Annotated in this window: 24 protein-coding genes; 17 read left to right on the top strand and 7 right to left on the bottom strand. The window is 65.7% G+C overall.

The features are described from left to right. Positions 1-64 precede the first annotated feature (64 nt). The 4 genes from A5744_RS04920 to A5744_RS04935 are packed head-to-tail and all read left to right on the top strand — an operon-like array spanning position 65 to position 4,197. The gene (locus tag A5744_RS04920) at positions 65-1,471 is read left to right on the top strand and encodes a class I adenylate-forming enzyme family protein (RefSeq protein WP_076058915.1); all 1,407 of its coding nucleotides are present in this window, start codon (positions 65-67) and stop codon (positions 1,469-1,471) included. Beyond that, complete coding sequence (locus A5744_RS04925; RefSeq protein WP_076058917.1) at positions 1,449-2,354, top strand: acyl-CoA dehydrogenase family protein; 906 nt, start codon at positions 1,449-1,451, stop codon at positions 2,352-2,354. The genes A5744_RS04920 and A5744_RS04925 overlap by 23 nt, the downstream gene beginning before the upstream one ends. After that, a complete protein-coding gene (locus tag A5744_RS04930; RefSeq protein ID WP_076058918.1) occupies positions 2,341-3,429 on the top strand; it encodes an acyl-CoA dehydrogenase family protein in 1,089 nt (362 codons plus the stop codon). The genes A5744_RS04925 and A5744_RS04930 overlap by 14 nt, the downstream gene beginning before the upstream one ends. After that, entirely contained in the window at positions 3,430-4,197 is a 768-nt protein-coding gene (locus A5744_RS04935) for an enoyl-CoA hydratase/isomerase family protein (RefSeq protein ID WP_076058920.1), read from the top strand. It abuts the gene before it with no gap. Between the two features lie 17 nt (positions 4,198-4,214). Here A5744_RS04935 and A5744_RS04940 read toward each other — a convergent pair whose 3' ends face one another. After that, on the bottom strand, positions 4,215-5,063 hold the full coding sequence (locus A5744_RS04940; RefSeq protein ID WP_083679202.1) for a proline iminopeptidase-family hydrolase: 849 nt from the start codon (positions 5,061-5,063) through the stop codon (positions 4,215-4,217). A gap of 88 nt (positions 5,064-5,151) precedes the next feature. Between A5744_RS04940 and A5744_RS04945 the strand changes: the two genes are divergently transcribed. The 4 genes from A5744_RS04945 (at position 5,152) to A5744_RS04960 (ending at position 8,836) form a co-directional block, all read left to right on the top strand. Further along, a complete protein-coding gene (locus A5744_RS04945; protein WP_076058923.1) occupies positions 5,152-5,670 on the top strand; it encodes a phenolic acid decarboxylase in 519 nt (172 codons plus the stop codon). Positions 5,671-5,759: 89 nt separating this feature from the next. After that, entirely contained in the window at positions 5,760-6,899 is a 1,140-nt protein-coding gene (locus tag A5744_RS04950; protein ID WP_076059131.1) for a thiolase family protein, read from the top strand. 7 nt (positions 6,900-6,906) lie between these two features. Then, the gene (gene meaB, locus A5744_RS04955; RefSeq protein WP_076058925.1) at positions 6,907-7,794 is read left to right on the top strand and encodes a methylmalonyl Co-A mutase-associated GTPase MeaB; all 888 of its coding nucleotides are present in this window, start codon (positions 6,907-6,909) and stop codon (positions 7,792-7,794) included. 148 nt (positions 7,795-7,942) lie between these two features. After that, on the top strand, positions 7,943-8,836 hold the full coding sequence (locus tag A5744_RS04960; RefSeq protein ID WP_076058926.1) for a thiamine pyrophosphate-dependent enzyme: 894 nt from the start codon (positions 7,943-7,945) through the stop codon (positions 8,834-8,836). Between the two features lie 24 nt (positions 8,837-8,860). On the opposite strand, the gene A5744_RS04965 is transcribed toward A5744_RS04960, so the two are convergent. Next, on the bottom strand, positions 8,861-9,514 hold the full coding sequence (locus tag A5744_RS04965) for a response regulator transcription factor (RefSeq protein WP_076058928.1): 654 nt from the start codon (positions 9,512-9,514) through the stop codon (positions 8,861-8,863). Between the two features lie 112 nt (positions 9,515-9,626). On the opposite strand from A5744_RS04965, the gene A5744_RS04970 reads away from it, so the two are divergent. Further along, on the top strand, positions 9,627-10,847 hold the full coding sequence (locus A5744_RS04970) for a sensor histidine kinase (RefSeq protein WP_076059132.1): 1,221 nt from the start codon (positions 9,627-9,629) through the stop codon (positions 10,845-10,847). Between the two features lie 11 nt (positions 10,848-10,858). Here the strand turns inward: A5744_RS04970 and A5744_RS04975 are convergent, their stop codons facing one another. Both A5744_RS04975 and A5744_RS04980 read right to left on the bottom strand, forming a co-directional pair. Beyond that, entirely contained in the window at positions 10,859-11,275 is a 417-nt protein-coding gene (locus A5744_RS04975) for a PPOX class F420-dependent oxidoreductase (RefSeq protein WP_076058930.1), read from the bottom strand. A 10-nt stretch (positions 11,276-11,285) separates the two neighbouring features. Next, positions 11,286-11,648 carry a helix-turn-helix domain-containing protein gene (locus A5744_RS04980; protein WP_076058932.1) on the bottom strand — a complete coding sequence of 121 codons (363 nt, stop codon included), beginning with the start codon at positions 11,646-11,648 and terminating at the stop codon, positions 11,286-11,288. A gap of 161 nt (positions 11,649-11,809) precedes the next feature. On the opposite strand from A5744_RS04980, the gene A5744_RS04985 reads away from it, so the two are divergent. Both A5744_RS04985 and A5744_RS04990 read left to right on the top strand, forming a co-directional pair. Further along, positions 11,810-12,481 (top strand): enoyl-CoA hydratase-related protein, encoded by a 672-nt coding sequence (locus A5744_RS04985; RefSeq protein WP_076058933.1) that lies wholly within the window; start codon positions 11,810-11,812, stop codon positions 12,479-12,481. 50 nt (positions 12,482-12,531) lie between these two features. Continuing rightward, positions 12,532-12,960 carry a PaaI family thioesterase gene (locus A5744_RS04990; RefSeq protein WP_076059134.1) on the top strand — a complete coding sequence of 143 codons (429 nt, stop codon included), beginning with the start codon at positions 12,532-12,534 and terminating at the stop codon, positions 12,958-12,960. Here A5744_RS04990 and A5744_RS04995 read toward each other — a convergent pair. After that, positions 12,957-13,586, bottom strand: coding sequence for a TetR/AcrR family transcriptional regulator (locus A5744_RS04995; protein WP_076058935.1), 630 nt, complete (start codon positions 13,584-13,586; stop codon positions 12,957-12,959). The genes A5744_RS04990 and A5744_RS04995 overlap by 4 nt on opposite strands. Before the next feature lie 86 nt (positions 13,587-13,672). Here A5744_RS04995 and A5744_RS05000 point away from each other — a divergent pair, with 86 nt between their 5' ends. Beyond that, entirely contained in the window at positions 13,673-14,146 is a 474-nt protein-coding gene (locus A5744_RS05000; protein WP_076058937.1) for a hypothetical protein, read from the top strand. Between the two features lie 54 nt (positions 14,147-14,200). Beyond that, complete coding sequence (locus A5744_RS05005) at positions 14,201-14,557, top strand: nuclear transport factor 2 family protein (RefSeq protein WP_076059136.1); 357 nt, start codon at positions 14,201-14,203, stop codon at positions 14,555-14,557. 148 nt (positions 14,558-14,705) lie between these two features. Here the strand turns inward: A5744_RS05005 and A5744_RS05010 are convergent, their stop codons facing one another. Then, the gene (locus A5744_RS05010) at positions 14,706-16,319 is read right to left on the bottom strand and encodes an FAD-dependent oxidoreductase (RefSeq protein WP_076058939.1); all 1,614 of its coding nucleotides are present in this window, start codon (positions 16,317-16,319) and stop codon (positions 14,706-14,708) included. A 14-nt stretch (positions 16,320-16,333) separates the two neighbouring features. Then, entirely contained in the window at positions 16,334-17,011 is a 678-nt protein-coding gene (locus tag A5744_RS05015) for a helix-turn-helix domain-containing protein (RefSeq protein ID WP_076058940.1), read from the bottom strand. A 125-nt stretch (positions 17,012-17,136) separates the two neighbouring features. On the opposite strand from A5744_RS05015, the gene A5744_RS05020 reads away from it, so the two are divergent. Genes A5744_RS05020 through A5744_RS05035 form a run of 4 tightly spaced genes read left to right on the top strand, consistent with a single transcriptional unit; the run spans position 17,137 to position 22,319 of the window. Continuing rightward, positions 17,137-18,000 carry an alpha/beta hydrolase gene (locus A5744_RS05020; RefSeq protein WP_076058942.1) on the top strand — a complete coding sequence of 288 codons (864 nt, stop codon included), beginning with the start codon at positions 17,137-17,139 and terminating at the stop codon, positions 17,998-18,000. Then, positions 18,000-19,724 carry a bifunctional 3-(3-hydroxy-phenyl)propionate/3-hydroxycinnamic acid hydroxylase gene (locus tag A5744_RS05025; RefSeq protein WP_076058943.1) on the top strand — a complete coding sequence of 575 codons (1,725 nt, stop codon included), beginning with the start codon at positions 18,000-18,002 and terminating at the stop codon, positions 19,722-19,724. Before A5744_RS05020 ends, A5744_RS05025 begins: the two co-directional genes overlap by 1 nt. Beyond that, a complete protein-coding gene (locus A5744_RS05030; RefSeq protein WP_240562969.1) occupies positions 19,672-20,589 on the top strand; it encodes a 3-carboxyethylcatechol 2,3-dioxygenase in 918 nt (305 codons plus the stop codon). The genes A5744_RS05025 and A5744_RS05030 overlap by 53 nt, the downstream gene beginning before the upstream one ends. Next, a complete protein-coding gene (locus tag A5744_RS05035; protein ID WP_076058945.1) occupies positions 20,586-22,319 on the top strand; it encodes an FAD-binding protein in 1,734 nt (577 codons plus the stop codon). Before A5744_RS05030 ends, A5744_RS05035 begins: the two co-directional genes overlap by 4 nt. Position 22,320: the final 1 nt, after the last annotated feature.

Below are 22,320 nucleotides of genomic sequence, written 5' to 3' on the forward strand. Positions count from 1 at the left end.
ATACTATTCTCCCTAAGCGATAGGATCTTCTCAAGTCGCGCTGGACAGCTGGAAGGGACGAGACGTGACCGAGCCGGCCGCGCTCGTGTTCGAGGAACGGCGATTCACCCTGCCCCAGCTCGATGCGCTGGCCAACGGGCTGGCCCGGACCCTGGCCAAAAACAATGTCGCCGCGGGTCAGCGGGTTGCGCTCATGGCGTCCAATCGGCCGGAATTCGTCGCCGTCCTGCTCGCGATCTGGCGGCTTGGTGCCGCCGCGGTGCTGCTCAGCCCGGCGTGGAAGCGCCAGGAGGTCGACCACGCGCTGGCGCTGACCGACCCGGCCCACGCCGTCGGGGACCATCCGGTGCTGGCCGATTTGATGCCGATGTTGCACCTGGACGAACCCGTTACCCCCGCAGAACCAACGCCCTCGTGTTCGCCGCCGCCGGACGGCGACGCGGTGCTTGTCTTCAGTTCGGGTACCACCGGGCTGCCGAAGGCGGTCCGGCACACTCACGCTTCGTTGAGTGTGGCCGTGCAGCACTGGCGTGACGCGCTGCAGCTGACACGGCGTGACCGCATTCAAATCGCCACGCCCCCTTCGCATATCCTCGGCCTGCTCAATATCCTGACGGCGCTGCAGATCCGCGCGTGGACGCGGCTACATCGCCGATTCGACATCGACCAGATCCTGCGTCACATCGAAATCGACCGCATCACAATCGAGATGGCGGTCGCGCCCATCGCGCTGGCCATCGCCTCGCACCCAGACCTCGAGTCCTACGACCTGTCGTCGCTGCGCTTCATCATGTGGGGTGCGACGCCGGTCAGCGCCGACATCGCCGAAACGGTGACTCGACGTACCGGCGTCGGTTGGGTGCCGGCGTACGGCACCACGGAACTGCCCGTCATCGCGTGCAATCCGCTCGACGGGGCCCGACTGGATGCGGTCGGGCGCCCGGTGCCGGGCGTTGACCTGCGGGTGGTCTCGCTCGAGACCGGCCAACCAGTCAGCCCGGGCGAGGCCGGTGAAATCCAGGCGCGGTCGACGTCGCTGATGGCCGGGTACTTACCGGCCGAGGCGACCCAGGACGCGATATGCGACGGCTGGTACCGGACCGGGGATGTGGGCTGGCTCGACGCCGACGGTTGGCTGCGGATCACCGACCGCCTCAAAGAAATGATCAAGGTGCGCGGCTTTCAGGTCGCGCCGGCCGAAATCGAAACGGTGCTGCACGGCCATCCGGCCGTCAAAGACTGCGCGGTGTTCGGCGTTCCCGACGGGATCAACGGCGAGGCGGTTGTTGCCGCCGTCGCGGTGCATACCCGTGTTGACGCCGCGGATCTGATCGCCAGGGTGGATGAGAAGCTGGCGTCCTACAAGCACCTGAACCGGATCGTGTTCGTACCGGATATTCCTCGCCTGCCCTCGGGCAAGGTGTTGCGCCGAGTCCTAAAGGAGCGCTATGGATGTACGTCTGACAGCTGAACAGCAGCAATTGCGTGACGCCGCAGCCAAGCTGGCCGACGATCTGGGTCCCGGGGCGGTCAACGACCTGACCGACGAGGAGCGAATTACCCGGCTGGACAAGCAGGTTACGACGACGGGTTGGCGATCGCTGCGCTCCGATGGGGCCACCGGCGTCGAGGTGGCCATCGTCGCCGAGGAATTCGGGCGCCGACTGGTCGACGTGCCGTTTCTGGGTCCGGTGCTGGCCGACGATCTCGCCCGCCAGATCGATGCCGACGCCGCGGGCGTGACCATCGCCGTCGATGACCGGGTGATCGACGCGCGCGGCGCTCGACGAGCCCTGTTCCTTTCCGGCACCGCGGTTTTGGGGACGGACGTGGGCGACGTTCGGACCGTGGCCGATTTGACCCGGGCCGAAGCGAGCGCGGTGGGATCGCCGGCGGTTCTCGGCGAGGTCTCCGCGGACGTTGCCACGCGATGGCGGGCACTCGCGCTGGTCACCACGACGGCGGACCTGGTGGGAATCGCCCGGGGCGCTCAGGCCGTCGCGGTCGACTACGCGAAAATCCGCGAACAATATGGCAAAGCGATCGGCTCCTACCAGGCGATCGCCCACCTGCTGGCCGAAAGCCTTGCGCTGATTGAAGGTTCGGTGAGCGTGTTGCGGCATGCCGCGTGGGCGGTTGACGAACTGACGCCCGCCGAGGCCATTCGAGCCGCCCAGGTTGCGAAGGTCTATTGCGCGCGCGCCGCCCGAACGGTGTGCGAGACCGCCGTGCAGGTGCACGGCGGCATCGGCAATACGTGGGAGTGCGTGGTGCATGTCTATCTGCGGCGCGCGCTGACATCGACCGAGTTGTGGCCGGTAACGCTGAAGGAGATCGACCTTGGACTTTCGTGACTCAGCTCAGGAGGCCGCATTCCGCGAGCGGCTGCGATCGTGGCTTTCGGCGCACGCCAAGGAGTTTTCCGGCTCGGGTGACGAGTATTGGGAGCGCATGGCCGACTGGCATCGGGCGTTGTACGACAATGGTTTTTTCGGCCTGTCCTGGCCGCACGACTACGGCGGGCAAGACCTGCCCGCGGTGTATGACGTGATTGTTGACGAAGAACTGGTGCGCGCCGGCGCTCCGCCGCGCCCCAGCGTGGGTTATTTGGTACACGGCATCGGCAGGCACGGCAGCGACGAACTGCGCAAGCGCTTCCTGCCCGGCATCATTAGCGGCACCGAGCGTTGGTGTCAGGGTTTCAGCGAGCCCGGCGCCGGTTCGGACCTGGCCTCGCTGACCACCACCGCCACCCGCGAGGGCGACAACTACGTAGTGCATGGACACAAGATCTGGACGAGCTACTCCGACGTCGCGGACTGGTGCCTGTTGCTGGCCCGCACCGACCCCGGGGCCAAGCGTCACCGGGGCCTTTCGGCGTTCGTGATCTCCATGAAACAGCCTGGCGTGCAGCAGCGCCCGCTGCGCATGATGAACGGGGTCACCAACGAATTCGGTCAGGTGTTCTTCGACGGCGCGACGGTGCCGGCGGATCGGATGGTCGGCGCTCCCGGTGACGGCTGGGCGGTCGCCATGACCGTCGTCGGACACGAGCGCGAACCGTCCACGCTGGGTTATGCGGCCAGATACGGAAGGCTTGTCCGAGAGCTGTTGGCGCGCAACGACGGTCCGATTTCCGAAGAGTTGGCGTGGGCGGCCGTCCAGTCGGAAATGCTGACCCATCACGTCCGGCGGCGGCTGTCCGAACAGCTGGACGGGGTGTCGCACGGGCCGGAGGGCTCGCTCGACAAGCTGCTGATGACCTGGGTCGAGCAATCCGTCGGACATGCGGCACTGGCCGTCACCGGGACCCGCGATCCCGATCTCCTGGGCGCCTATTTGTACAGCCGGGCGCAGAGCGTCATGGGTGGGACATCACAGATACAGAAGAACATCATCGCTTCGCGAATCTTGGGATTGGGAGTCTGAATGTACGACATGCCAGCCGAAATCGACGTCCGTGCCGAAGGCGCGTTGCGGATCATCACCCTGAATCGGCCGGAGTCCCTCAACTCGGTCAACGACAACCTGCACGTCGGGCTCGCGCGGCTGTGGCAACGATTGACCGACGACCCCTCGGCCCGCGCGGCGGTGATCACCGGGGCCGGCAGGGCGTTTTCGGCCGGTGGAGATTTTTCGTATCTCAAGGATCTGTCGGGGGATGCCGAGCTGCGCGCCAAGACTATCCGCGATGGCCGCGAGATCGTGCTGGGCATGGCGCGGTGCCGAATCCCGGTGGTGGCGGCCGTAAATGGTCCGGCCGTCGGGCTAGGCTGCAGCCTGGTCGCGCTGAGCGACATCGTATATATCGCCGAAGATGCCTACCTCGCCGACCCGCATGTGCAGGTCGGGCTGGTCGCGGCGGATGGGGGACCGCTGACCTGGCCGCTGCACATCAGCCTGCTGCTGGCCAAGGAGTACGCGTTGACCGGCACCCGCATCAGCGCGCAACGCGCCGTCGAACTTGGTTTGGCCAACCACGTGGCGTCCGATCCGGTCGCGGAGGCAATCGGTTGCGCCAAAAAGATTTTGGAGTTGCCCCAGCAGGCGGTCGAGAGCACCAAGCGGGTGCTCAACATCCATCTGGAGCGGGCCGTCCTGGCCAGTCTGGACTATGCGCTGTCGGCCGAAAGCCAGTCCTTCGTAACCGAGGACTTCCGGTCGATCGTCACCAAGCTGGCGGCGGGCAAGAACTGACTCGCTGAGACCGCGATTCAGTCGTTATGCCGCAGGAACTCACGCATCACCTGATCGAACCGGTCCGGCTCCTCGATGAACGGCATGTGGGAGCTGGACTCGAATAACTCAAACCGCGAGCCCGGTATGCGCGCGTGCATCTCCCACATGTGTTCGGGCACGCATTCGTCGTACCTGCCCGCAAGGATAAGTGTCGGCGGCGAGATTTCGGCCAATCGGTCGAACACGTCCCAATCCCGAATGGTCCCGACGATGCGAAAGTTGCTCAGCCCGAACATGGTTCCGTAGACCTCGTTGTTCATAGTCCGGAACGAGGCTTCGAGCTCCGCCGGCCACGGACGAACGCGGCACAGATGCGTTTCGTTCCAGGTGCGGATTGCGGCCTGATATTCGGGCGCGTATGTCGTGCCGGCGGCTTCGTGCCGGTCGATGCTGGATTGTGTGGCCGGATCAAGCTCGGATTTCAAGCGCGCCACCATCTTCGAGAATTCGGGTATCGACGCGAAGCTGTTGGAGATCGTCAGACTCGCAGCCCCGGACGCGACGTCAAGCACGTACTGTTGGGCCAACATTCCGCCCCACGAATTGCCGAAGATGTGAAAGCGGTTCAGCCCCAGTGCCTGTACCACGGCATCCATCTCGGCGACCGAGCGTTCCATCGTCCAAAGCCTGCGGTCGGACGGGCGCTCGGACTTGCCACACCCGAGCTGATCCCAGAAGATGACTTCGCGCTCGTCGGCCAGACGTGCCAGCGAGCTCATGTAGGTGTGCGGCATACCCGGACCTCCATGAACCGCGAGCAGCGGATAACCCGCCCCGCCGCCAACCCGAGTGAACCAGACGTTCCCGCCCGGGACCGCGATCATTCCCTGAGTCATCCGTCCACCATCGCAAATCCGCGCCTTTCCCGCAGCCTGCCCACAAGTGCCGCCGCAGTCCTGGCAGGATAGGGCAATGACCAGCGTCGCTAACCCGGTTCCGCCGCAGGATCTTTCGGGGATCGTCGGCCACCGCTTCATCTATACCTATGCAAACGGGTGGCAGTACGAAATGTATGTCAAGAACGCCTCTACCATCGACTACCGCATCCACTCCGGGCATGTCGGAGGCCGTTGGGTCAAAGACCAGAAAGTCAACCTCGTCCAACTCGACGACGACAGTTTCAAAGTGTCCTGGAGCGAACCCACCGGCACTTGCGTGGCGGTCAACATCCTCCCCGCCAAACGCCGCATCCACGGCGTCATCTTCTTCCCGCAGTGGGTCCGCACGCATGGCGAGCGCACGGTCTGCTTCCAGAACGAACACCTGGATGAGATGCGCGCGTACCGCGACGACGGCCCGACCTACCCCATCTACGAAGTCCCGGAGTTCGCCTATATCACCTTGTTCGAAGACGTCGGAACCGACGACGAGACCGTCATCGACACCGGTCCCGAAAACCTGCCCCCGGGATGGTCCAACCGCACCAACTAGCCAGGCCACCAGCACCCTCCTTGCAACTCGGACTCTCAAAATGAGAGAATATGGTTCTCGCAAGTTGCGCCGCTGAACTGGAGAAGACCGTGCCCGAAGCCGTCATCGTGTCCGCCCTGCGCACCCCGATCGGCACCGCGCGCAAGGGAACGCTGCGCGACACCAGCGCATTCGACCTCGCGCACCACGTTGTCTCCGAGGCCGCCACGGACCTCGATCCCGCGCAGGTCGATGACGTGATCCTGGGCGAGGGCCTCTATGGTGGCGGCGTGCTGGCCCGGCACGCGGCCATCACGAGCGGTCTGACCCAGGTGCCCGGTTTGGCCAACAACCGGCACTGCGCGGCGGGCCAGGCGGCGGTGCAGAGCGCGGCGGCGAGCGTGCGGGCCGGGATGGACCAGCTCGTCATCGCCGGCGGCGTGAACTCCGCGTCAACGTCGCCGCGGTCACGCATGCAGGTGGACGGCGAATGGGTCGACTGGTTCCCGCCGACCCACCCCGACCGTCCCGATGCGCCCAACCTCGACATGTCGATCACGGTGGGGTGGAACGCCGCGGTCAGGGCGGGCGTGAGTCGCGAAGAGATGGATGCCTGGGCGCTGCGTTCCCACCGCAATGCCATCGCCGCGATCGACGAGGGCCGCTTCAAAGAGGAGATCGTTCCGATCGAGACGCCGCACGGGCTGTTTTCGGTCGATGAGCATCCTCGACGTGACACCAGCATGGAGAAGCTGGCCGCGCTCAAGCCGCTGCATCCGGAGATCGAGGGCTTCTCGATCACCGCCGGGAATGCTTGCGGAGCCAACGACGGTGCCGCGGTGTTGACCATCGCGAGCGACCGGCTCGGGCTGCCCGCGCTGGCCACCGTGCGGTCCTGGGCGTCCGTGGGCGTCGACCCGGCGATCACGGGCTTGGCTCCGGTGGAAGCGATCCCGAAAGCCCTTGGCCGCGCGGGCCTTTCGATCTCGGCAGTGGATCTGTTCGAAATCAACGAAGCATTTGCGTCGATGTGTGTGGCCACCGTCAAGATTCTCGATCTCGACCCGGGCAAGGTCAACGTCAGCGGCAGCGGCTGCTCGCTGGGACACCCCGTCGCGGCAACCGGGGCCAGGATGCTCGTGACGCTGGTGCACGAATTGCGCCGACGTGGCGGGGGAATCGGCGTCGCGGCCATGTGCGCGGGCGGCGGGATGGGCTCGGCGACGGTCATCGAGGTCGCTGCGCCATAATGCGCAAATGACCATCGCCGACCTAATTACCGGTGCGCGCAACGGGTCTCCGCGGGCGGCGGGTCGGCTGCTGAGTCTGGTCGAGGGCGAGCGGCGCGACGAAGTGTTGGCGAGCATCGAGCCCTCGTCGGCATGCGCGGGCGCGATCATCGGCATCACTGGACCGCCGGGCGCGGGCAAGTCGACGACGATCGCGGCGCTGGTCGGCGCCTATCGCGAGCGTGGGTGCCGGGTGGCCGTATTGGCCGTGGACCCGACGTCGCCGTTCAGCGGCGGTGCGCTGCTGGGCGATCGAATTCGAATGGCCGCGCATATCAACGACTCCGATGTGCTGATTCGGTCGGTGGCAACGCGTGGGCACCTCGGGGGGCTGGCCGCCGCGGTTCCGGCCGCCATCCGCCTGCTGGGCGCGATTGGTTACGACGTGGTCATGCTCGAGACGGTGGGGGTGGGGCAGTCCGAGATCGAGATCGCCGCCGTCGCCGACCCAACCGTCGTCATCCTCAATCCCGGGGCGGGCGACGCGGTGCAGGCCGCCAAGGCGGGTGTGCTCGAGGTCGCCGACATCGTGGTGGTCAACAAGGCCGACCGTGACGGTGCCGAACAGACCGTGCGGGATCTGCGCGCCGAAACCAAGGCCCCGATCGTCAGCCTGGTTGCCGCCCAGGGTGAAGGCGTCGCTGACCTGGTCGCGGCCATCGACGACCATCGCCGCACCGACAGCCGCGACCGTCGGCTGGCCCGGGCGCGTGCACAGATCCTCTCGCTGGCCCAAACACGGCTGCGCGGCCGGGCGGACCTCGACCAACTCGCCGAGGCAGTGGTCGACGGCCACGACGATCCGTACAGGGCGGCCGAAAAGCTGCTGGCCCCGAGCACTCTGCCCCCGGACTGAACGTCGCCCTGTCCCCCGATCGGGGGAATGGGCATTCATCACTATTGCGAACCGATCGGCGGAGGTGCGCCCAGCCCTGCCGACCTACGTTGAGCTTGTGCCTAAGAAGGCGGTCAAACGCCCAAACGATCGGTTAGGAGACCGGGACATGGCTCGCACCTCGAAACTCTTGGCAAAACCGTCTGCGGCGCCTGTCGGTGGACAGCTGGAGCTGTACCGGCGGATGTGGGCCCTGCGTCTGCTCGACATGGCATTGGAAGAGTCACGCATCGACGGTCTGCTCAACGGGCCGATGGTGGCCGCATTCGGTCAGGAAGCCGTGGCCGTGGGCGCTACCGCAGCGCTTCGACCGGGCGACATCATCAGCACCGCCATCCCGCATTTCCAACACGCACAGCAGATCGGTCTGTCGCTCCCGCTGGGTCCGGCCATCGCCGAAATATTCGCCCCGAGCCGGGAGGTGGGCGGCGCGTCTAACGAAGACCCGTTCGCCGCCGAATGGAAGCTAATATTCGCTGGCTCAAGCCCGCTGAAGCAATCGGTCATGTTCGCCCTTGGCGATGCCTATGCGCAGCAAGTCGCCGGGGCAGGCAAGGTCACGCTGTGTGTCATCGGCAATGAGGACTCGAACTCGGTCGAGTTCGAAACGGCCGCGCGCATAGCCGTGTCGTGGCGGCTTCCGGCGGTGTTCGTCGTCGAGGACGTTCGCACCGGATCGGGGGTGCGCCGCGGTGCACGCGGGAGCCACGGGATGCCCGTGCTCTTGGCCGACGGTAGAGACGTTGCGGCGGTGCATAAATCGGTCGCCCACGCGGTAGAACGAGCGAGCGCCGGCGGCGGCCCCACACTTGTCAAGGCGGTGACCTACCGCACCAATCACCCCTCTGGCGTCGATCCTTTGGTTTTCGCCCGACGGCGGCTGATCGGTGCCGGCGTCAGCGACGATCACCTTTACGAGGTGGAACGACGGGCTCGCCAAATGATGGCGGAGGCCATGTCATCCGCGAACGAACTGTTGGGCGCGGAGGATCCGGCTTCGTGAGCGAGCGGCACCCGCGGTCGGCCGCTAGCTGAGCAGACCTTGTCGCATGGCTTCCGCCACGGCGGCTGCGCGATCGCCGACCCCGAGCTTTTCGTAGAGGCGTTGCACGTGGGTCTTGACCGTCGACGGGGCGACGTAGAGCTCCGCTGCGATAGCGGGAATGCTTTGGCCGCGGGCAATCCGATTGAGCACCTCGCGCTCTCGCGCGCTGAGCACGGGCGCCGTGGGTGCCGCGCGCTGGCGGATTTCCGCGGCGAGGCCCCCGACAAGTCCGGGCGCGACCACGTCGCGACCCTCCGCGCAATCGAGGACCGCCTTGACGATTTCGGCGCGGGTCGAGTCCTTCAGCAGGAAGCCGGCGGCCCCCTGCTGCAGTGCCTGAAACACGATCGCCGGCTCATCGTGTGCCGAGAGAAGCAACACGCGGGTCGGCAATTCCTGGCTTCGCACCGCCGCCGCGACCTCGGAGCCATCCATGCCGGGCATTCGGTAGTCGAGCAGCGCGACATCCGGGAGGTGCGTCTTGATCAATTCCAGTGCCGCCGATCCGTCATCGGCCTCGCCGACCACGTTCACCGAACCGCTCGAGGCCAGTGCGCGCACGACACCCTCGCGAAAGAGCGGGTGATCGTCACCAACGACCACACGCACTTCGGCGGGCGTAGCCGTGTCGGCCATGGCGATGAGTGTAACCGTTTACAGAAAGCATTCGTTCGCGATTTCGCATGCTCTGATGCGTTTTCGCGCGATTTGCCACGGGCGCTCCGGAGCTGGTGAGTACGGTGATCGGGTGGCGGTGGCCAGCGACGCAGAACTGAACCGGGTGCGCAAGCTTCACCAGTTGCGCTCCTATCGGCTCGCGTCGGTCCTTCGGATCGGCGTGGTGGGCTTGATGATCGCTGCGATGCTCAGCGACACGCGCCGGTCCGAATGGCCCCCGCAAACCGCGCTGATCATCGGGTACGGCTTGATGGCGCTGTGCGCGCTGACGCTGGCCTTCTCCGGCAGCCGACGATGGCTCGCACGCGGCCGGTTGGCCGGCGTCGGCCGCGTGGAGCCGTTTGCGTTCACCGTCATCGACGTGATCGTGCTGACCGTCTTCCAGGTGCTGTCCACCAACGGACTGCACCCGCTGCTCATCATGACGGCGTTGCCGATCCTCATCGGGCTCGACGTCTCCTCCCGGCGAGCGGCGGTGGTGTTGATCTTCTCGATGGTGGGGTTCGCGATCGCGGTGCTCGAGGACCCGGAAATGGTCGGCTCGATCGGCATCACCGAGGCCACGTTCCGGTTCCTGCTCTACGGGTTCCTTTGTGTCACAGCGTTTGTCGCCGTACGCGTCGAAGAACGGCATACCCGGTCGGTGGCCGGGCTCAGCACACTACGCGAGGAACTGCTTGCCCAGACGATGACCGCCGCCGACGTCGAGCAGCGGCGAATCTCCGAATCCATTCACGACGGCCCGCTGCAGGACATCTTGGCGGTGCGCCAAGAGCTGGTCGAATTGGAGGCGGTACTGCCGGGCGATGACCGTGTTGCGCGCGCGATGGCTGGGCTGCAGGCCGCCTCGGACCGATTGCGGCAGGCGACGTTTGAGCTGCATCCAGCGGTCCTCGAGCAGGTCGGATTGGGTGCGGCGGTGCAGCAGCTAGCCGCGCACACCGCTCAGCGTTCCGGCATCGAGGTGTCGACGGACGTCGATTACCCGCTTCGCAACGCGGTCGACCCCATCGTCTTCGGGGTGGCGCGGGAGTTGCTGTCTAATTTGGTGCAACATTCTCAGGCCCGCAATGCTTCAGTCCGCCTCGGGATCAACGAAGGCAGCTGCGTTTTGGACGTGGTCGATGACGGCGTGGGCTTCACCGACGAGGCGATAGCGCGCCGCTTGGGCGAGGGACACATCGGGCTAGCCTCGCACCGGGCCCGGGTCGAAGCGGCGGGCGGAACATTCGTCTTTCTCGATGTTCCGGTGGGCACTCACGTATGCGTCGAACTGCCGCTGAAGCAGTAATCGAGTCGGCCCTAAGCGCCGGCGCCGCCGACCCTTTCGATGCGGATCCTGGTAAGCAGCCCCGAGGGGGAATTCGGCGGCGGAAAATGCTCGCTGGATCCCAGCATGACCTCGGCCAGCTCGGCCAACAATTCGGGTGCGCCGCCCTCGACGATGCGGGCGGACCCGGTGACGGACAGATACGGTGTGGGCTGCCCGGGATGGGGCTCCTTGGAAAGGATCGTCAGAGCCACGCGGGGGTCGCGGCGGATGTTGCGGGTCTTGCGGTACTCGCTTAGATGCGCGCTGACTAGCTCGTCGCCGTCGGGCGTGGATTGGAGCGCGACCCACACGACCGAGACATGGGGGCTGCCGTCGGGGTTGATCGTAACCAGGGTGGCGTCTGCGCCGTCGCCGAGAAATTTGCGCGTGGCGTCATCGAGTTTCATTCTGTGCCTTTCACTTTGGCTTCACTTTGGCGCTAGCGGATAGGTCGATCCATTTCAGCGCCCACCGATTGATGTCAAGCAGGATGTCACCGAGCTCGACGCCCTTCTCCGTCAACCGGTATTCGACGCGCGCGGGACGGCCGTCGGCGAGAAACCGTTCGACCAAGCCCTCGTCCTCAAGGTCCTTCAGTCGCTGGGACAGCAGCTTGTCGGTCATATCGGGGATAGCCGTGGCTAGCTCGCCGAACCTCTTGGGGCCGGTGACCAGGGCGCGCAGCACGATCGGCGCCCAGCGGCGGGTCAGCATGTCGCCGGCCGCCGCGTAGTACGGGCAATAGGGCAGCCACGCCCTGGGTTCGCGGCTGTGGTCCATGTCTCATCCGCTTCCTATCCTATAGATAGCTCGCTATTCTGCAGATAGTAACATGCCCGCTGGCGATACATCTCGACAAGAGGCGCAATCCAGCGCCTCGAATAGCGTCCGCGAAAGCTGCGTGAGGCCAACGCTTTTGCTGTACGAAAGGTAGGGTTTCGATGCCGACGCTCGACCGCCACGACGACGTCTTCGTCCTCGACCTCGGCGATGATGAGAACCGGTTCCACCCCGACTGGATCTCCTCCGTCGACGCGGGGCTGGAAGAGGTGGAGAAGGCCGACGGCCCGCGGGCCCTCGTTACCGCTGCCACCGGCAAGTTCTATTCCAACGGCCTGGACCTGGACTGGCTTGCCGCCCACGCCGACCAACACAAGGCCTACGTTGTTTCCGTTCAGCAACTCTTCGCGCGAGTGCTGTCGCTACCCGTGATCACCGTGGCCGCGGTGCAGGGACACGCCTTCGCCGCGGGCGCGATGTTCACCCTGGCGCACGACTTTCGCGTCATGCGCGCCGACCGCGGCTTCTGGTGTTTGCCCGAGGTGGACATCAACATCCCGTTCACACCCGGCATGGCCGCGCTCATTCAGGCCCGGTTGACGCCGCAAACCGCGCACGAGGCGATGGTCAGCGGACACCGCTACGGCGGCACGGACGCCGAAGCGGCCGGCATCGTCGACCATGCGGTGGCAGAGGATGCGGTGCGCGCCAAGGCCATTGAACTCGCCGGCGCGCAGGCGAACAAGGCCGGTGACACTTTGGGCGTCATCAAGGCCCGCATGTACGCCCCGGCCCTGGGCGTCCTGCGCGACAGCACCACCCCGTTGGGCTGACGCTGGCATCAACACCGAGGAGAACACTCGTGACCACCGATATCGGCGCCATGACCGGCCTGGAACTGATGCGCTGGGTGCAAAGCGAACGACCCACCGACATACCGTGGATCGGCCGCCTGCTCGGCCTGCGGTTTGACGAGCTCGATCACGGACGTGTCGTGATGTCGCTCGATACCCGTCCCGACTTCGCCAACCCCCTTGGCACCGTCCACGGCGGGATCGCCGCTACCCTCCTCGACTCGGTAATGGGCTGCGCGGTCCACACCACCCTGCCCGCCGGCGTCAGCTATACCACCCTGGAAATCAAGGTCAACTACATCCGTGCCGCCAGCACCGATGGCCAAACCCTCACCGCCACAGGCACCGTCGTCCATTCGGGCCGCCGCACCGCGACGGCTGAGGGCCGGGTGGTCGACCAAGACGGCAAGCTCGTCGCCCACGCCACCACCACGTGCATCGTCCTGCCCGCGGCCTAATCCGCACGGGAATCGTTGTGCCGCTGCAGATATCCGGTGAGCAGAACGACGATTTCATCTTCGAGCTGCTGGAAGTCGACGGGGCTCGGCGAGGCGACGAGCCGGTGAACGAGCGATTCGATCGTCGCCACAACGATTTGGGCGTTGAGTCTGCTGGCGCGCACGTTCGGCTGCTGCTCGAGTAGTCGGGTAGTCGCTTCCACCATCAGCTGCTCCAAGTCGTGCAGCCGGGCAAGGAACTCCGGCGCACGCGGGGCCTCTTCGAACAGCACGCGATGCAGGCGCGGATTGTCGCGGTGGTTGTCGATGGTCGCGCGCACAAATAGCCGCAGCGCATCGTCGAGCCGTTGCGGCATACCACCGGCCAACCGCTCACCGAGCAATCTGGCGCCGGCATCGACGTGCGAGTCCATCAATGCTCGCAGCACGGCGTCTTTGTTCGGAAAGTATTGGTACAGCGAGCCGATCGAGATCCCGGCGCAGTCGGCGATTCGATTGGTGGTGCCGGCGGTGTAGCCATGGTCGGCGAAAACGCGAGCCGCAGCATCCAGTATCCGTTGCCTGGTCTGGGCGGCCCGCTCCTGTTTGGGCTGCTTACGCTCCCTAAATCGGTCCGTTGGCGCGATCGCGGATCTCCTGGGAAATGCGAGTAGTCAACCGGAGCTTTCACCAGCAGAATTAGGGTACCCTAACTACGGCCGAAGGAGTACCGGTGCGAACCGTCCACGTCGAAACAATCCTGCCGACCGACGCCGACAGGGTGTGGTCGGCGATGCTGTCCCCGGTCACCTTCCTCTACGTCTGTAAGGGCCTCCTCGGCTTTCCGGCGCTGGCGGGACGCTCGGAGGTACTGCGCGCCGGCGAGCGCGGAACCGGATGGTTGTTCGCATTCCATGTGATACCGGCGTACCGGCACACCATCGAAATCGTTGAGGTGGACCAGGCGAGCAGAACGGTGCGTACCCACGAGAACGGCGGACTCCTCAAGGCGTGGAACCACACGCTGCATGTCGAACCGATCGATGAACATTCGAGTCGGTACAGCGACACCGTCGACATCGATGCGGGAGTTGCGACCGCGTTCGTCGCCGCGCTTGCGAAGGGGATTTACCGCTACCGGCACCGGCGCTGGCGCAAACTCGTGCGCAAGCAGATGATGCCGGAAGGTCCCTCGTACGCGAGGTAGGTCCCCGTGAAAATGCTTGGACCATCGGCCGTGCTCGCGACTACCGTCTCCGACGTGAACCTTGACGCCGTCGCTTTTGGCGAGCAGTGGGAACGGGCATGGAATGCCCATGACGTCGAGTCGGTTCTCGAGCACTTTCACGACGACGTCGTGTTCACGTCGCCGGTGGCGGCCAAGTTCTTGCCGGCCACAGCGGGGATCGTGCACGGTAAGACCGCGCTGCGCGACTACTGGATCGCCGCATTGCAGCGAATTCCCAACCTCCGGTTCGTGGTCGAGGACGTGTACCAGGGAATCGACACCATTGCCATCCTGTACCGAAACCAAGAGAATACGCGGGTTTGCGAAGTTTTACGGTTCGGCGATGGTCTGGTGATCGAAGGGCACGGCACGTATCTCGTTGCACCGTAAAGGCGAGTACCTTGGCGGCCCGCAGCGCCGAACGTGTACTCAGGGCGAGATTTGTGCGGTTTTTTCGCCCTCAGAACACGTTCGGCGCAAGCCGCAAGCCGCAAGCCGCAAGCCGCAAGGCGCAAGGGGCAAGGCGCAAGGCGCAAGGCTAATGGTCGACGGACTTCCCGGTGGCAGCCGCATGGCCGGCGCGATAGCCGAAAACCATTGCCGGACCAATGGTTCCGCCGGCACCGCCGTAGGCCCGGCCGGTGACACCGGCCATTGCGTTGCCGGCGGCAAACAGCCCGGTTATCGGCTCGCCACTGACATGGAGCACACGGCCGTCAGGATCGGTACGCGGTCCGCCCTTGGTTCCCATCGAACCGATGCACACCGGCACCGCGTAGTAGGGAGCGGTGTCGATCGGGCCGAGCGTCTTTCCGGCCAGAGTGGTGGCGCTGTCGTCGCCCCAGTAGCCGTCGTATGCGCTCGACCCCCGCCCGAAGTCGGGATCCGCGCCCGTGGCGACCTGACGGTTCCACTCCCGGACCGTCCACGTGAGACCGTCGGCATCGATGCCGGTCTTCGCGGACAACTCGACAAGATCCGCCGACTCGCAGAACCAGTCCGGAACCGGTTGTCCGGGAGCGACACCCAGAAATCCGTAGCGATGCAGGTGCACGGAGTCGAACACGATCCAACCGCGATCATTCACGTAACCGCCGCGCGGATCGAGGTAGTGGAACGCGCCGGCCATCGAGTTGTAATCACATGCCTCGTTGACGAACCGGCGACCGGCCGCATTGACCATGATGCTTCTAGGCCGGGTTCGTTCCAGACGCACGCTGCGGCTGCGCGGCTTGCCGTCGATGGTGTCACCCGGGATCCGGACGATCGGCACCCACCACGCCTCGCCCATGTTGCCCAGGTCGGCGCCGTGCGCCATCGCCATGCGCAGCCCGTCGCCGGTGTTGTTCGGCGGTGAGACCGCGCCGTGCATCGGTCCACGCAAAAAGGCCTGCACCAGAACGGGATCCCATTCGAATCCGCCAGTGCCCAGAATGACGCCGCGTCGAGCGCGCACGCTAAGGCTTCCTTCGGGCACGGCCACCCGTACGCCGGCGACCTCTTCATCCTCGGCGAGTAGTTGTTCGGCCCGCGCATTCACCCGCGGGGTTACCCCGACGTCGAGCAAGCCTCGCAGAAGGCCCGCGATCAGCGCGGTCCCGGCGACGCAGAGATGGCTCGTGCGTTCGTCTATGGCTGCGTGCAGCCGGGCTCGGGTCTCGGCATCGAAACCGACGTTGGACCAATCGGCGGGAAACGACGTGATCTTCGTGGCCCACTCGCCCAATTGGGCGAGGTCGAAGGGGGCCGCGCTGAGCGACCGGCCTCCCGTCGGTTGTCCTCCCGGCAACTCCGGTTGGTAATCGGGGAACCCGGTGGCGATCTCGAAGCGCAGACCGCTGTGCGCTTCGACGAAGTCGAGCATCGCCGGGCCGGTTCGCACGAACGTCTCGACCAGCGCGTCGTCCATCGAACCATGGGACTGCGCCCGCAGGTACCGCAACGCATCCGCGACCGTCAATTCGCCATCGGGAGAACGGTTATGGGCCGGGATCCACACGACGCCGCCCGACACCGCGGTAGTCCCGCCGACCGTCGGGGCCTTCTCGAAGACCGCGACGGACGCCCCGGCCGCGGCGGCCGACAGCGCGGCGGTAAGCCCGGCACCGCCGCTGCCAAGCACGACGACGTCGACTTCGGAGTCCCAAGGCATGGACTGATATCCCTTCAGCTCAGTAGCTCGGACAACTGCTTTGCGGCACGGATCACCGCGTCCTTCCCACGCATCACGACATCTTCGCGATGGGAGATAAGGTTGATACACGTTGGGGGAGAAGGGGCTTGGCGACGGACTGGCACGGCCAAGCCGTACGTGTTCGGTTCGATCTCCGCATACGTCGTCACCCATCCGCGTTCGCGAGCGCGCGCGACCAGATCGCGTTCACCGGGGCGCGGGGGCATGCTCGCGAGCAAGGCGATCCCCGCGGCACCGCGCTCCAACGGATACCGGCTGCCTTCGTGGAAGGCGAGTTGGTAGGCGACGTGGCTCGGCACGATCACTGCGACGGCCACCTGCTGGTCGCCCTCGGCGACGAGCAACGACACCGTGGTGCCGAGTTCGTCGGCCAGCGCGCGCAGCGTGGGCAGGCTCAGCTGGCGCACGTTGCGATCGAACGACGCGCCCAGCACGGCAAGTCCGGCCGCGGGTCGGTAGCGCCCATCCTCGCCCTTGGCGACCAACCGGAACTGAGCCAACGTCGACAGCAAGCGATAGGCGATGGTCCGGTGCACCCCGACTTGGTCGGCAAGCTGCTGCACGGTGAGCCCGGCCGGCGAGGCCGCCACCATCTGCAGCGCGGTCAGGCCCCTGGCCAGGGTCTGCGAACCGGTCCCCGAACCCGTCACAGCCTTGACAGACCTCCATGCGAGAGCGAAGCTCTATATATAACGCACACTATTGTGCGATATTAGCACACAAGATAGGTCAAATCGAGAACGAGATTTCCCCCAGCTGCAGCCAGAGAGGAACCGTGGCGGAGTTCGAGAGCATATGGAGCGATCTGCAGGGCGTCGCCTTTTCGCAGGGCTACCTCGACGCCGGCGGAGTCCGCACCCGCTATCTGCGCGCCGGCGACCCGGGCAAGCCGGTGCTGGTCCTGCTGCACGGATCCGGCGGCCACGCCGAGGCTTACGTCCGCAATCTCGCAGCGCACGCCGAGCATTTCTGGACCTGGTCAATCGACATGCTGGGGCACGGGTACACGGACAAGCCGGGCCACCCGCTGGAAGTCAACCACTACGTCGAGCACCTGATGGCCGTGCTGCGCACCATCGGCGTCGACCGCGCCTGCCTCAGCGGCGAATCGCTGGGCGGCTGGGTGGCCGCCCGCGCCGCCGTCGACCATCCTGACGCGGTTGACCGGCTGGTCCTCAACACCGCCGGTGGCTCCCAGGCCGATCCGGTTGTGATGCAACGGATCATCACGTTGTCCATGGCCGCCGCGGAGGACCCAACATGGGAGACGGTCCAGGCCCGCATCAAATGGTTGATGGCCGACAAGTCCAAGGACTACGACGACCTGGTGGCCAGCCGCCAGCGGGTCTATCGCCAACCCGGATTCGTCGCAGCCATGCGCGACATTATGGCGTTGCAAGAACCCGAGATTCGGGCTCGCAACATCCTGGGCCCGGCCGAGTACGGGTCGATCACCGCCCCTACGCTGGTGCTGTGGACCAGTGACGACCCCACCGCCGACGTCACCGAAGGGCGCCGCATCGCGTCGATGATCCCGAACGCACGGTTCGAGGTGATGTCGGGGTGTGGCCACTGGCCCCAGTACGAGGACGCCAAGACCTTCAATCGCCTCCATCTCGATTTCCTGCTAGGCCGCTGATGGATACCGACGGGCACCAGGAACAAGCCGCCGCGGTCGACGTTGTGGTCGTCGGCGCCGGCCCCGTCGGCCTGACGCTGGCCAATATCCTTGGCCTGCAAGGCGTCAGCACACTGGTGGTCGAGGAACGAGACACGCTCATCGATTACCCGCGCGGGGTGGGGCTGGACGACGAGGCCCTGCGCACTTTCCAATCGATCGGCCTGGTCGAGCGCGTCCTGCCGCACACCGTGCCCAACCAGATTCTGCGTTTCGTCGATGCCAAGCGTCGTGTGCTGGCCGAAATGGCCCCGCCCGACGCGCGTTTCGGTTGGCCCAAGCGCAACGGCTTCGTGCAACCGCTCGTCGACGCCGAATTGCTCGCCGGGCTGGACAGATTCGAACACGTCGAGGTGTGGTGGGGACGCCCGATGACGTCGTGCGTGCAAGACGGCGAGGGGGTGACCGTCGAGCTCGGCGGTGACAGCGACGCGGCCAGTGTGCGCGCGCGTTACGTCGTCGGGTGCGACGGCGGCCGCAGCCAGACGCGACGGATGATGGACGTTTCCTTCGACGGGACGACGTCGTCGACGCGGTGGCTGGTGGTCGATGTCGCCAACGACCCGCTGGGCCACCCCAACAGCGAGGTCGGCGCCGACCCCGAACGCCCCTATGCCTCGATCTCGATCGCGCACGGAATTCGCCGCTTCGAGTTCATGATTCACGCCGATGAGACCGATGAGCAGGCGGAGGATCCGGCGTTTCTGACCCGGATGCTGGCGCGGATGGTGCCCCACCCCGACCGGGTCGATGTGATCCGGCGTCGCGTGTACACCCACCATTCGCGGATCGCCGGTGCGTTCCGCAGTGGCCGGTTGTTGCTGGCCGGCGACGCCGCCCACCTGATGCCGGTGTGGCAGGGCCAGGGCTACAACAGCGGCATTCGCGACGCGGCCAATCTGGGCTGGAAGCTCGCCGCGGTGGTGAACGGTCAGGCCACCGACAAGCTGCTGGACACCTACGACATAGAGCGCCGCAAGCACGCACGCGCGATGATCGACCTGTCCACCATGGTTGGCCGCGTCATTTCACCGACAAACCGCCGGGTGGCGACGGCGCGGGACCTCCTGGTGCGATCCGCGTCAATCGTGCCGTCGCTCAAGCGATATGTGCTGGAGATGCGGTTCAAGCCGATGCCGCGCTACGAGCAGGGCGCTGTGGTGCATTCGGCGGGTCCCAACGGGCCAGCTCGCGCGGACTCGCCGGTCGGCACGCTGTTCATCCAGCCCCGGGTCGACACCCGCGTTGAGCAAGACATCTTGTTGGACGATGTCCTCGGCGACTGGTTCGCGGTGCTGTGCTGGAACAACAACCCGCGCGAGATTCTCGGGGATGAGGCCTTCGAGGCGTGGAAAGCCCTGGGCGCGCGGTTTATCGCGCTGCGCCCCGCCACGCAGCTGCACTGGACCGGGCACGACGATCCCGATGTCGTGGTCGTCGGCGACCGGGGCGGCGGTGTCAAATCCTGGTTCGACACGCACCCTGAATCGGTTGTGTTCCTGCGCCCCGATCGGTGTATCGCGGGTGCCTGCATCGCACAGCGCGCGCCGGAGCTGAGCGCCGCGCTCCTCGATGCCCTCACGCTCACCCCGGAAGGGGGTGATCACCAAAGTGCCTCTGGCTCTGTGCTGTATGTCCCACAGCCCGCTCCTGAGTCTTCCCGGGCCGTCGCGGGACCTGCTTGACGACATCGAAGGCGCGATCGCTGAGGCGCGCGCATTCGTCGAAGATTACCACCCGGAACTGGTGGTCATCTTCTCGCCGGATCACTACAACGGGTTCTTCTACAAAGTGATGCCGCAGTTCTGTATCGGCATGAGCGCTAACGGGATTGGCGACTACGGCACCCACGCCGGGCCGCTCGATGTTCCCGAGGAGCTGGCCACCGAATGCGCGGAGGCCGTACTCGGTGCCGGTGTCGACCTCGCGGTGTCGGCCAATATGGACGTGGACCACGGCACCGTTCAGCCGCTGGAGAAACTCTTCGGGGACGCCACTGCGCGCCCGGTGATACCGGTTTTCGTCAACGCAATCGCGGTTCCGTTGGGGCCGTTGCAGCGCTGTCGCGCACTGGGTACCGCCGTGGGCGGCTACCTCGCTACCCTGGACAAGCGGGTGCTGGTGATCGGATCTGGTGGACTCTCGCACAGCCCTCCGGTGCCGATGCTGGCGACCGCGACTCCCGCGGTGCGTGAACGCATCGTGGACGGTCGGCCGATGACGCCCGAGCAGCGGCAGGCTCGGCAAGCGGCGACGGCGGACGCGGCCAAGAGCTTTGCCGCCGGCGAAAATGACCTGCAACCGCTCAACCCTGCGTGGGATCATCGCTTCCTCGAAATCGTCGACACGGGACGGCTGGACGATCTCGATCAGTGGTCGAACTCGTCGGTGGTCCACGAAGGCGGCAGTTCGGCGCACGAAATCAGAACCTGGGTAGCGGCTTTCGCCGCACTGGAGTCGGTGGGGCCGTACCGGACCGCGATGCGCTACTACAAGCCGGCACCGGAACTGATCGCCGGATTCGCCATCAGAACGGCGACACCGGCATGACGGCCGAGGATTTCGATCAAGTGGTCGACGTGCTCATCGTCGGATCCGGTGGTGGCGGCATGGCGGCCGCCCTCACCGCGGACGCTTCCGGGCTAGACACGTTGGTGGTGGAAAAGTCCTCTCATTTCGGCGGTTCCACCGCCCTCTCCGGTGGCGGCATCTGGGTGCCCGGGGCACCCGCACAACGCAGGGAGGGCTATGTCCCGGACCCCGAAGGTGTCGTCGAATACCTACGCAAGATCACCGACGGCTCGGTCAGCGAGGCGCGCATACGCCAGTACGTGGAGTCGGCGCCGCAGATGCTCGAATTCCTGGAGCGGCTGTCGGGATGGTTGGAGTTCGTCTGGAAGCCCGGCTACGCCGACTATTATCCGGAGTTGCCCGGCGGCTCCGAACTCGGTAGCACGATCAACGTGCCGCCCATCGACCTGCGCACATTGGGCCCCGACGAGGGAAAGCTCCTCCAGCCGCTGGCGCTGGCTCCCAAGGGAATCTGGTTGGGTCCCAAGGAGCTTCGAACCTTCTACCGGATCAGGCAGTCATGGGCCGGCAAGGGCGTGCTGCTGAAGCTGATTTGGCGCATGGTCAGAGCCAGAGCGTTCAACGAGCGGATGGCGGCGATCGGGCAGTCACTGGCCACGCGGCTTTTCCTGGCGATGCGTGAGCGCGGCATCCCGCTGTGGCTGGACTCGCCGATGGTCGAGTTGCTCACCGACGGCGACGGATCGGTGACCGGGGCGGTGCTGGAGCGCGACGGCGGCAACCAGCGAATCGGCGCGCGCCGCGGCGTCATCCTGGCTTCCGGGGGTTTCGATCACGATCTCGCATGGCGCAAGGAGCAACTGCCCGTCTTGGAGAGTGTGGGATCCCGGGATTGGAGCTTCGGCAATCCCGCCGCCATGGGGGACGGTATCCGGGCGGGCCAGAAGGTGGGGGCCGCAACCGACCTGCTCGACGAGGCGTGGTGGTTCCCGGCAATCCAATGGCCGGATGGCCGAATGCAATTCATGCTCAACGAGCGGATGATGCCCGCGCAGTTCATCGTCAACGGCGACGGCAAACGCTTCATCAACGAGGCGGCGCCCTACATGGATTTCGGCCACGCCATGATCGACGGCCAGAAATCTGGCGTCACGCACATCCCGTGCTGGCTCATCACCGACCACCGGTCGTGGAATCGCTATGTGATCGGCGGCCATCTGCCGATTCCTAAAATCCCCGGGGCTCCGGTGCCCACGGGACGTAAGGTTCCGTCGGCCTGGCTGGAATCCGGTGTCGTCAAAGCCGCCACGAGTTGGGAAGACATGGCGACCAAGATCGGCGTGCCGGCGCGCCAGCTTACCGAAACCGCAACGCGTTTCAACGAACTCGCTCACCGGGGACACGACGATGATTTCAACCGCGGGGACAGCGTCTACGACAACTACTACGGCGATCCGACGTTGCCCAACCCGAATCTGTATCCGCTGGGCGATCCTCCGTACTACGCGTTTCGAATCGTGCTCGGCGACCTCGGGACGTCGGGCGGCCTGCGCACCGACGAATACGCCCGAGTGCTACGGCCCGATGACACCGTTGTGCGAGGACTGTACGCGGTGGGCAATACCGCCGCACCGGTGATGGGCCGCAGCTACGCCGGAGCCGGGGCAACCATCGGCCCGGCGATGACGTTTGGCTTTGTCGCGGCCAAACACCTTGCGAGCCAGACCCTTAGTTCTCATAGGAGGTAAA

It is taken from the genome of Mycobacterium sp. IS-1264, from assembly GCF_001954195.1.
In the GTDB taxonomy this organism is placed as follows: domain Bacteria; phylum Actinomycetota; class Actinomycetes; order Mycobacteriales; family Mycobacteriaceae; genus Mycobacterium.

What these genes read in the sequence shown, in the direction of transcription:
- A5744_RS04925 (WP_076058917.1), top strand. Translation starts at nt 1,449, where the DNA reads ATGGATGTACGTCTGACAGCTGAACAGCAGCAATTGCGTGACGCCGCA.
- A5744_RS04935 (WP_076058920.1), top strand. Translation starts at nt 3,430, where the DNA reads ATGTACGACATGCCAGCCGAAATCGACGTCCGTGCCGAAGGCGCGTTG.
- A5744_RS04940 (WP_083679202.1), bottom strand. Translation starts at nt 5,063, where the DNA reads ATGATCGCGGTCCCGGGCGGGAACGTCTGGTTCACTCGGGTTGGCGGC.
- A5744_RS04945 (WP_076058923.1), top strand. Translation starts at nt 5,152, where the DNA reads ATGACCAGCGTCGCTAACCCGGTTCCGCCGCAGGATCTTTCGGGGATC.
- meaB (WP_076058925.1), top strand. Translation starts at nt 6,907, where the DNA reads ATGACCATCGCCGACCTAATTACCGGTGCGCGCAACGGGTCTCCGCGG.
- A5744_RS04960 (WP_076058926.1), top strand. Translation starts at nt 7,943, where the DNA reads ATGGCTCGCACCTCGAAACTCTTGGCAAAACCGTCTGCGGCGCCTGTC.
- A5744_RS04965 (WP_076058928.1), bottom strand. Translation starts at nt 9,514, where the DNA reads ATGGCCGACACGGCTACGCCCGCCGAAGTGCGTGTGGTCGTTGGTGAC.
- A5744_RS04975 (WP_076058930.1), bottom strand. Translation starts at nt 11,275, where the DNA reads ATGAAACTCGATGACGCCACGCGCAAATTTCTCGGCGACGGCGCAGAC.
- A5744_RS04980 (WP_076058932.1), bottom strand. Translation starts at nt 11,648, where the DNA reads ATGGACCACAGCCGCGAACCCAGGGCGTGGCTGCCCTATTGCCCGTAC.
- A5744_RS04985 (WP_076058933.1), top strand. Translation starts at nt 11,810, where the DNA reads ATGCCGACGCTCGACCGCCACGACGACGTCTTCGTCCTCGACCTCGGC.
- A5744_RS04990 (WP_076059134.1), top strand. Translation starts at nt 12,532, where the DNA reads ATGACCGGCCTGGAACTGATGCGCTGGGTGCAAAGCGAACGACCCACC.
- A5744_RS05010 (WP_076058939.1), bottom strand. Translation starts at nt 16,319, where the DNA reads ATGCCTTGGGACTCCGAAGTCGACGTCGTCGTGCTTGGCAGCGGCGGT.
- A5744_RS05025 (WP_076058943.1), top strand. Translation starts at nt 18,000, where the DNA reads ATGGATACCGACGGGCACCAGGAACAAGCCGCCGCGGTCGACGTTGTG.
- A5744_RS05030 (WP_240562969.1), top strand. Translation starts at nt 19,672, where the DNA reads ATGTCCCACAGCCCGCTCCTGAGTCTTCCCGGGCCGTCGCGGGACCTG.
- A5744_RS05035 (WP_076058945.1), top strand. Translation starts at nt 20,586, where the DNA reads ATGACGGCCGAGGATTTCGATCAAGTGGTCGACGTGCTCATCGTCGGA.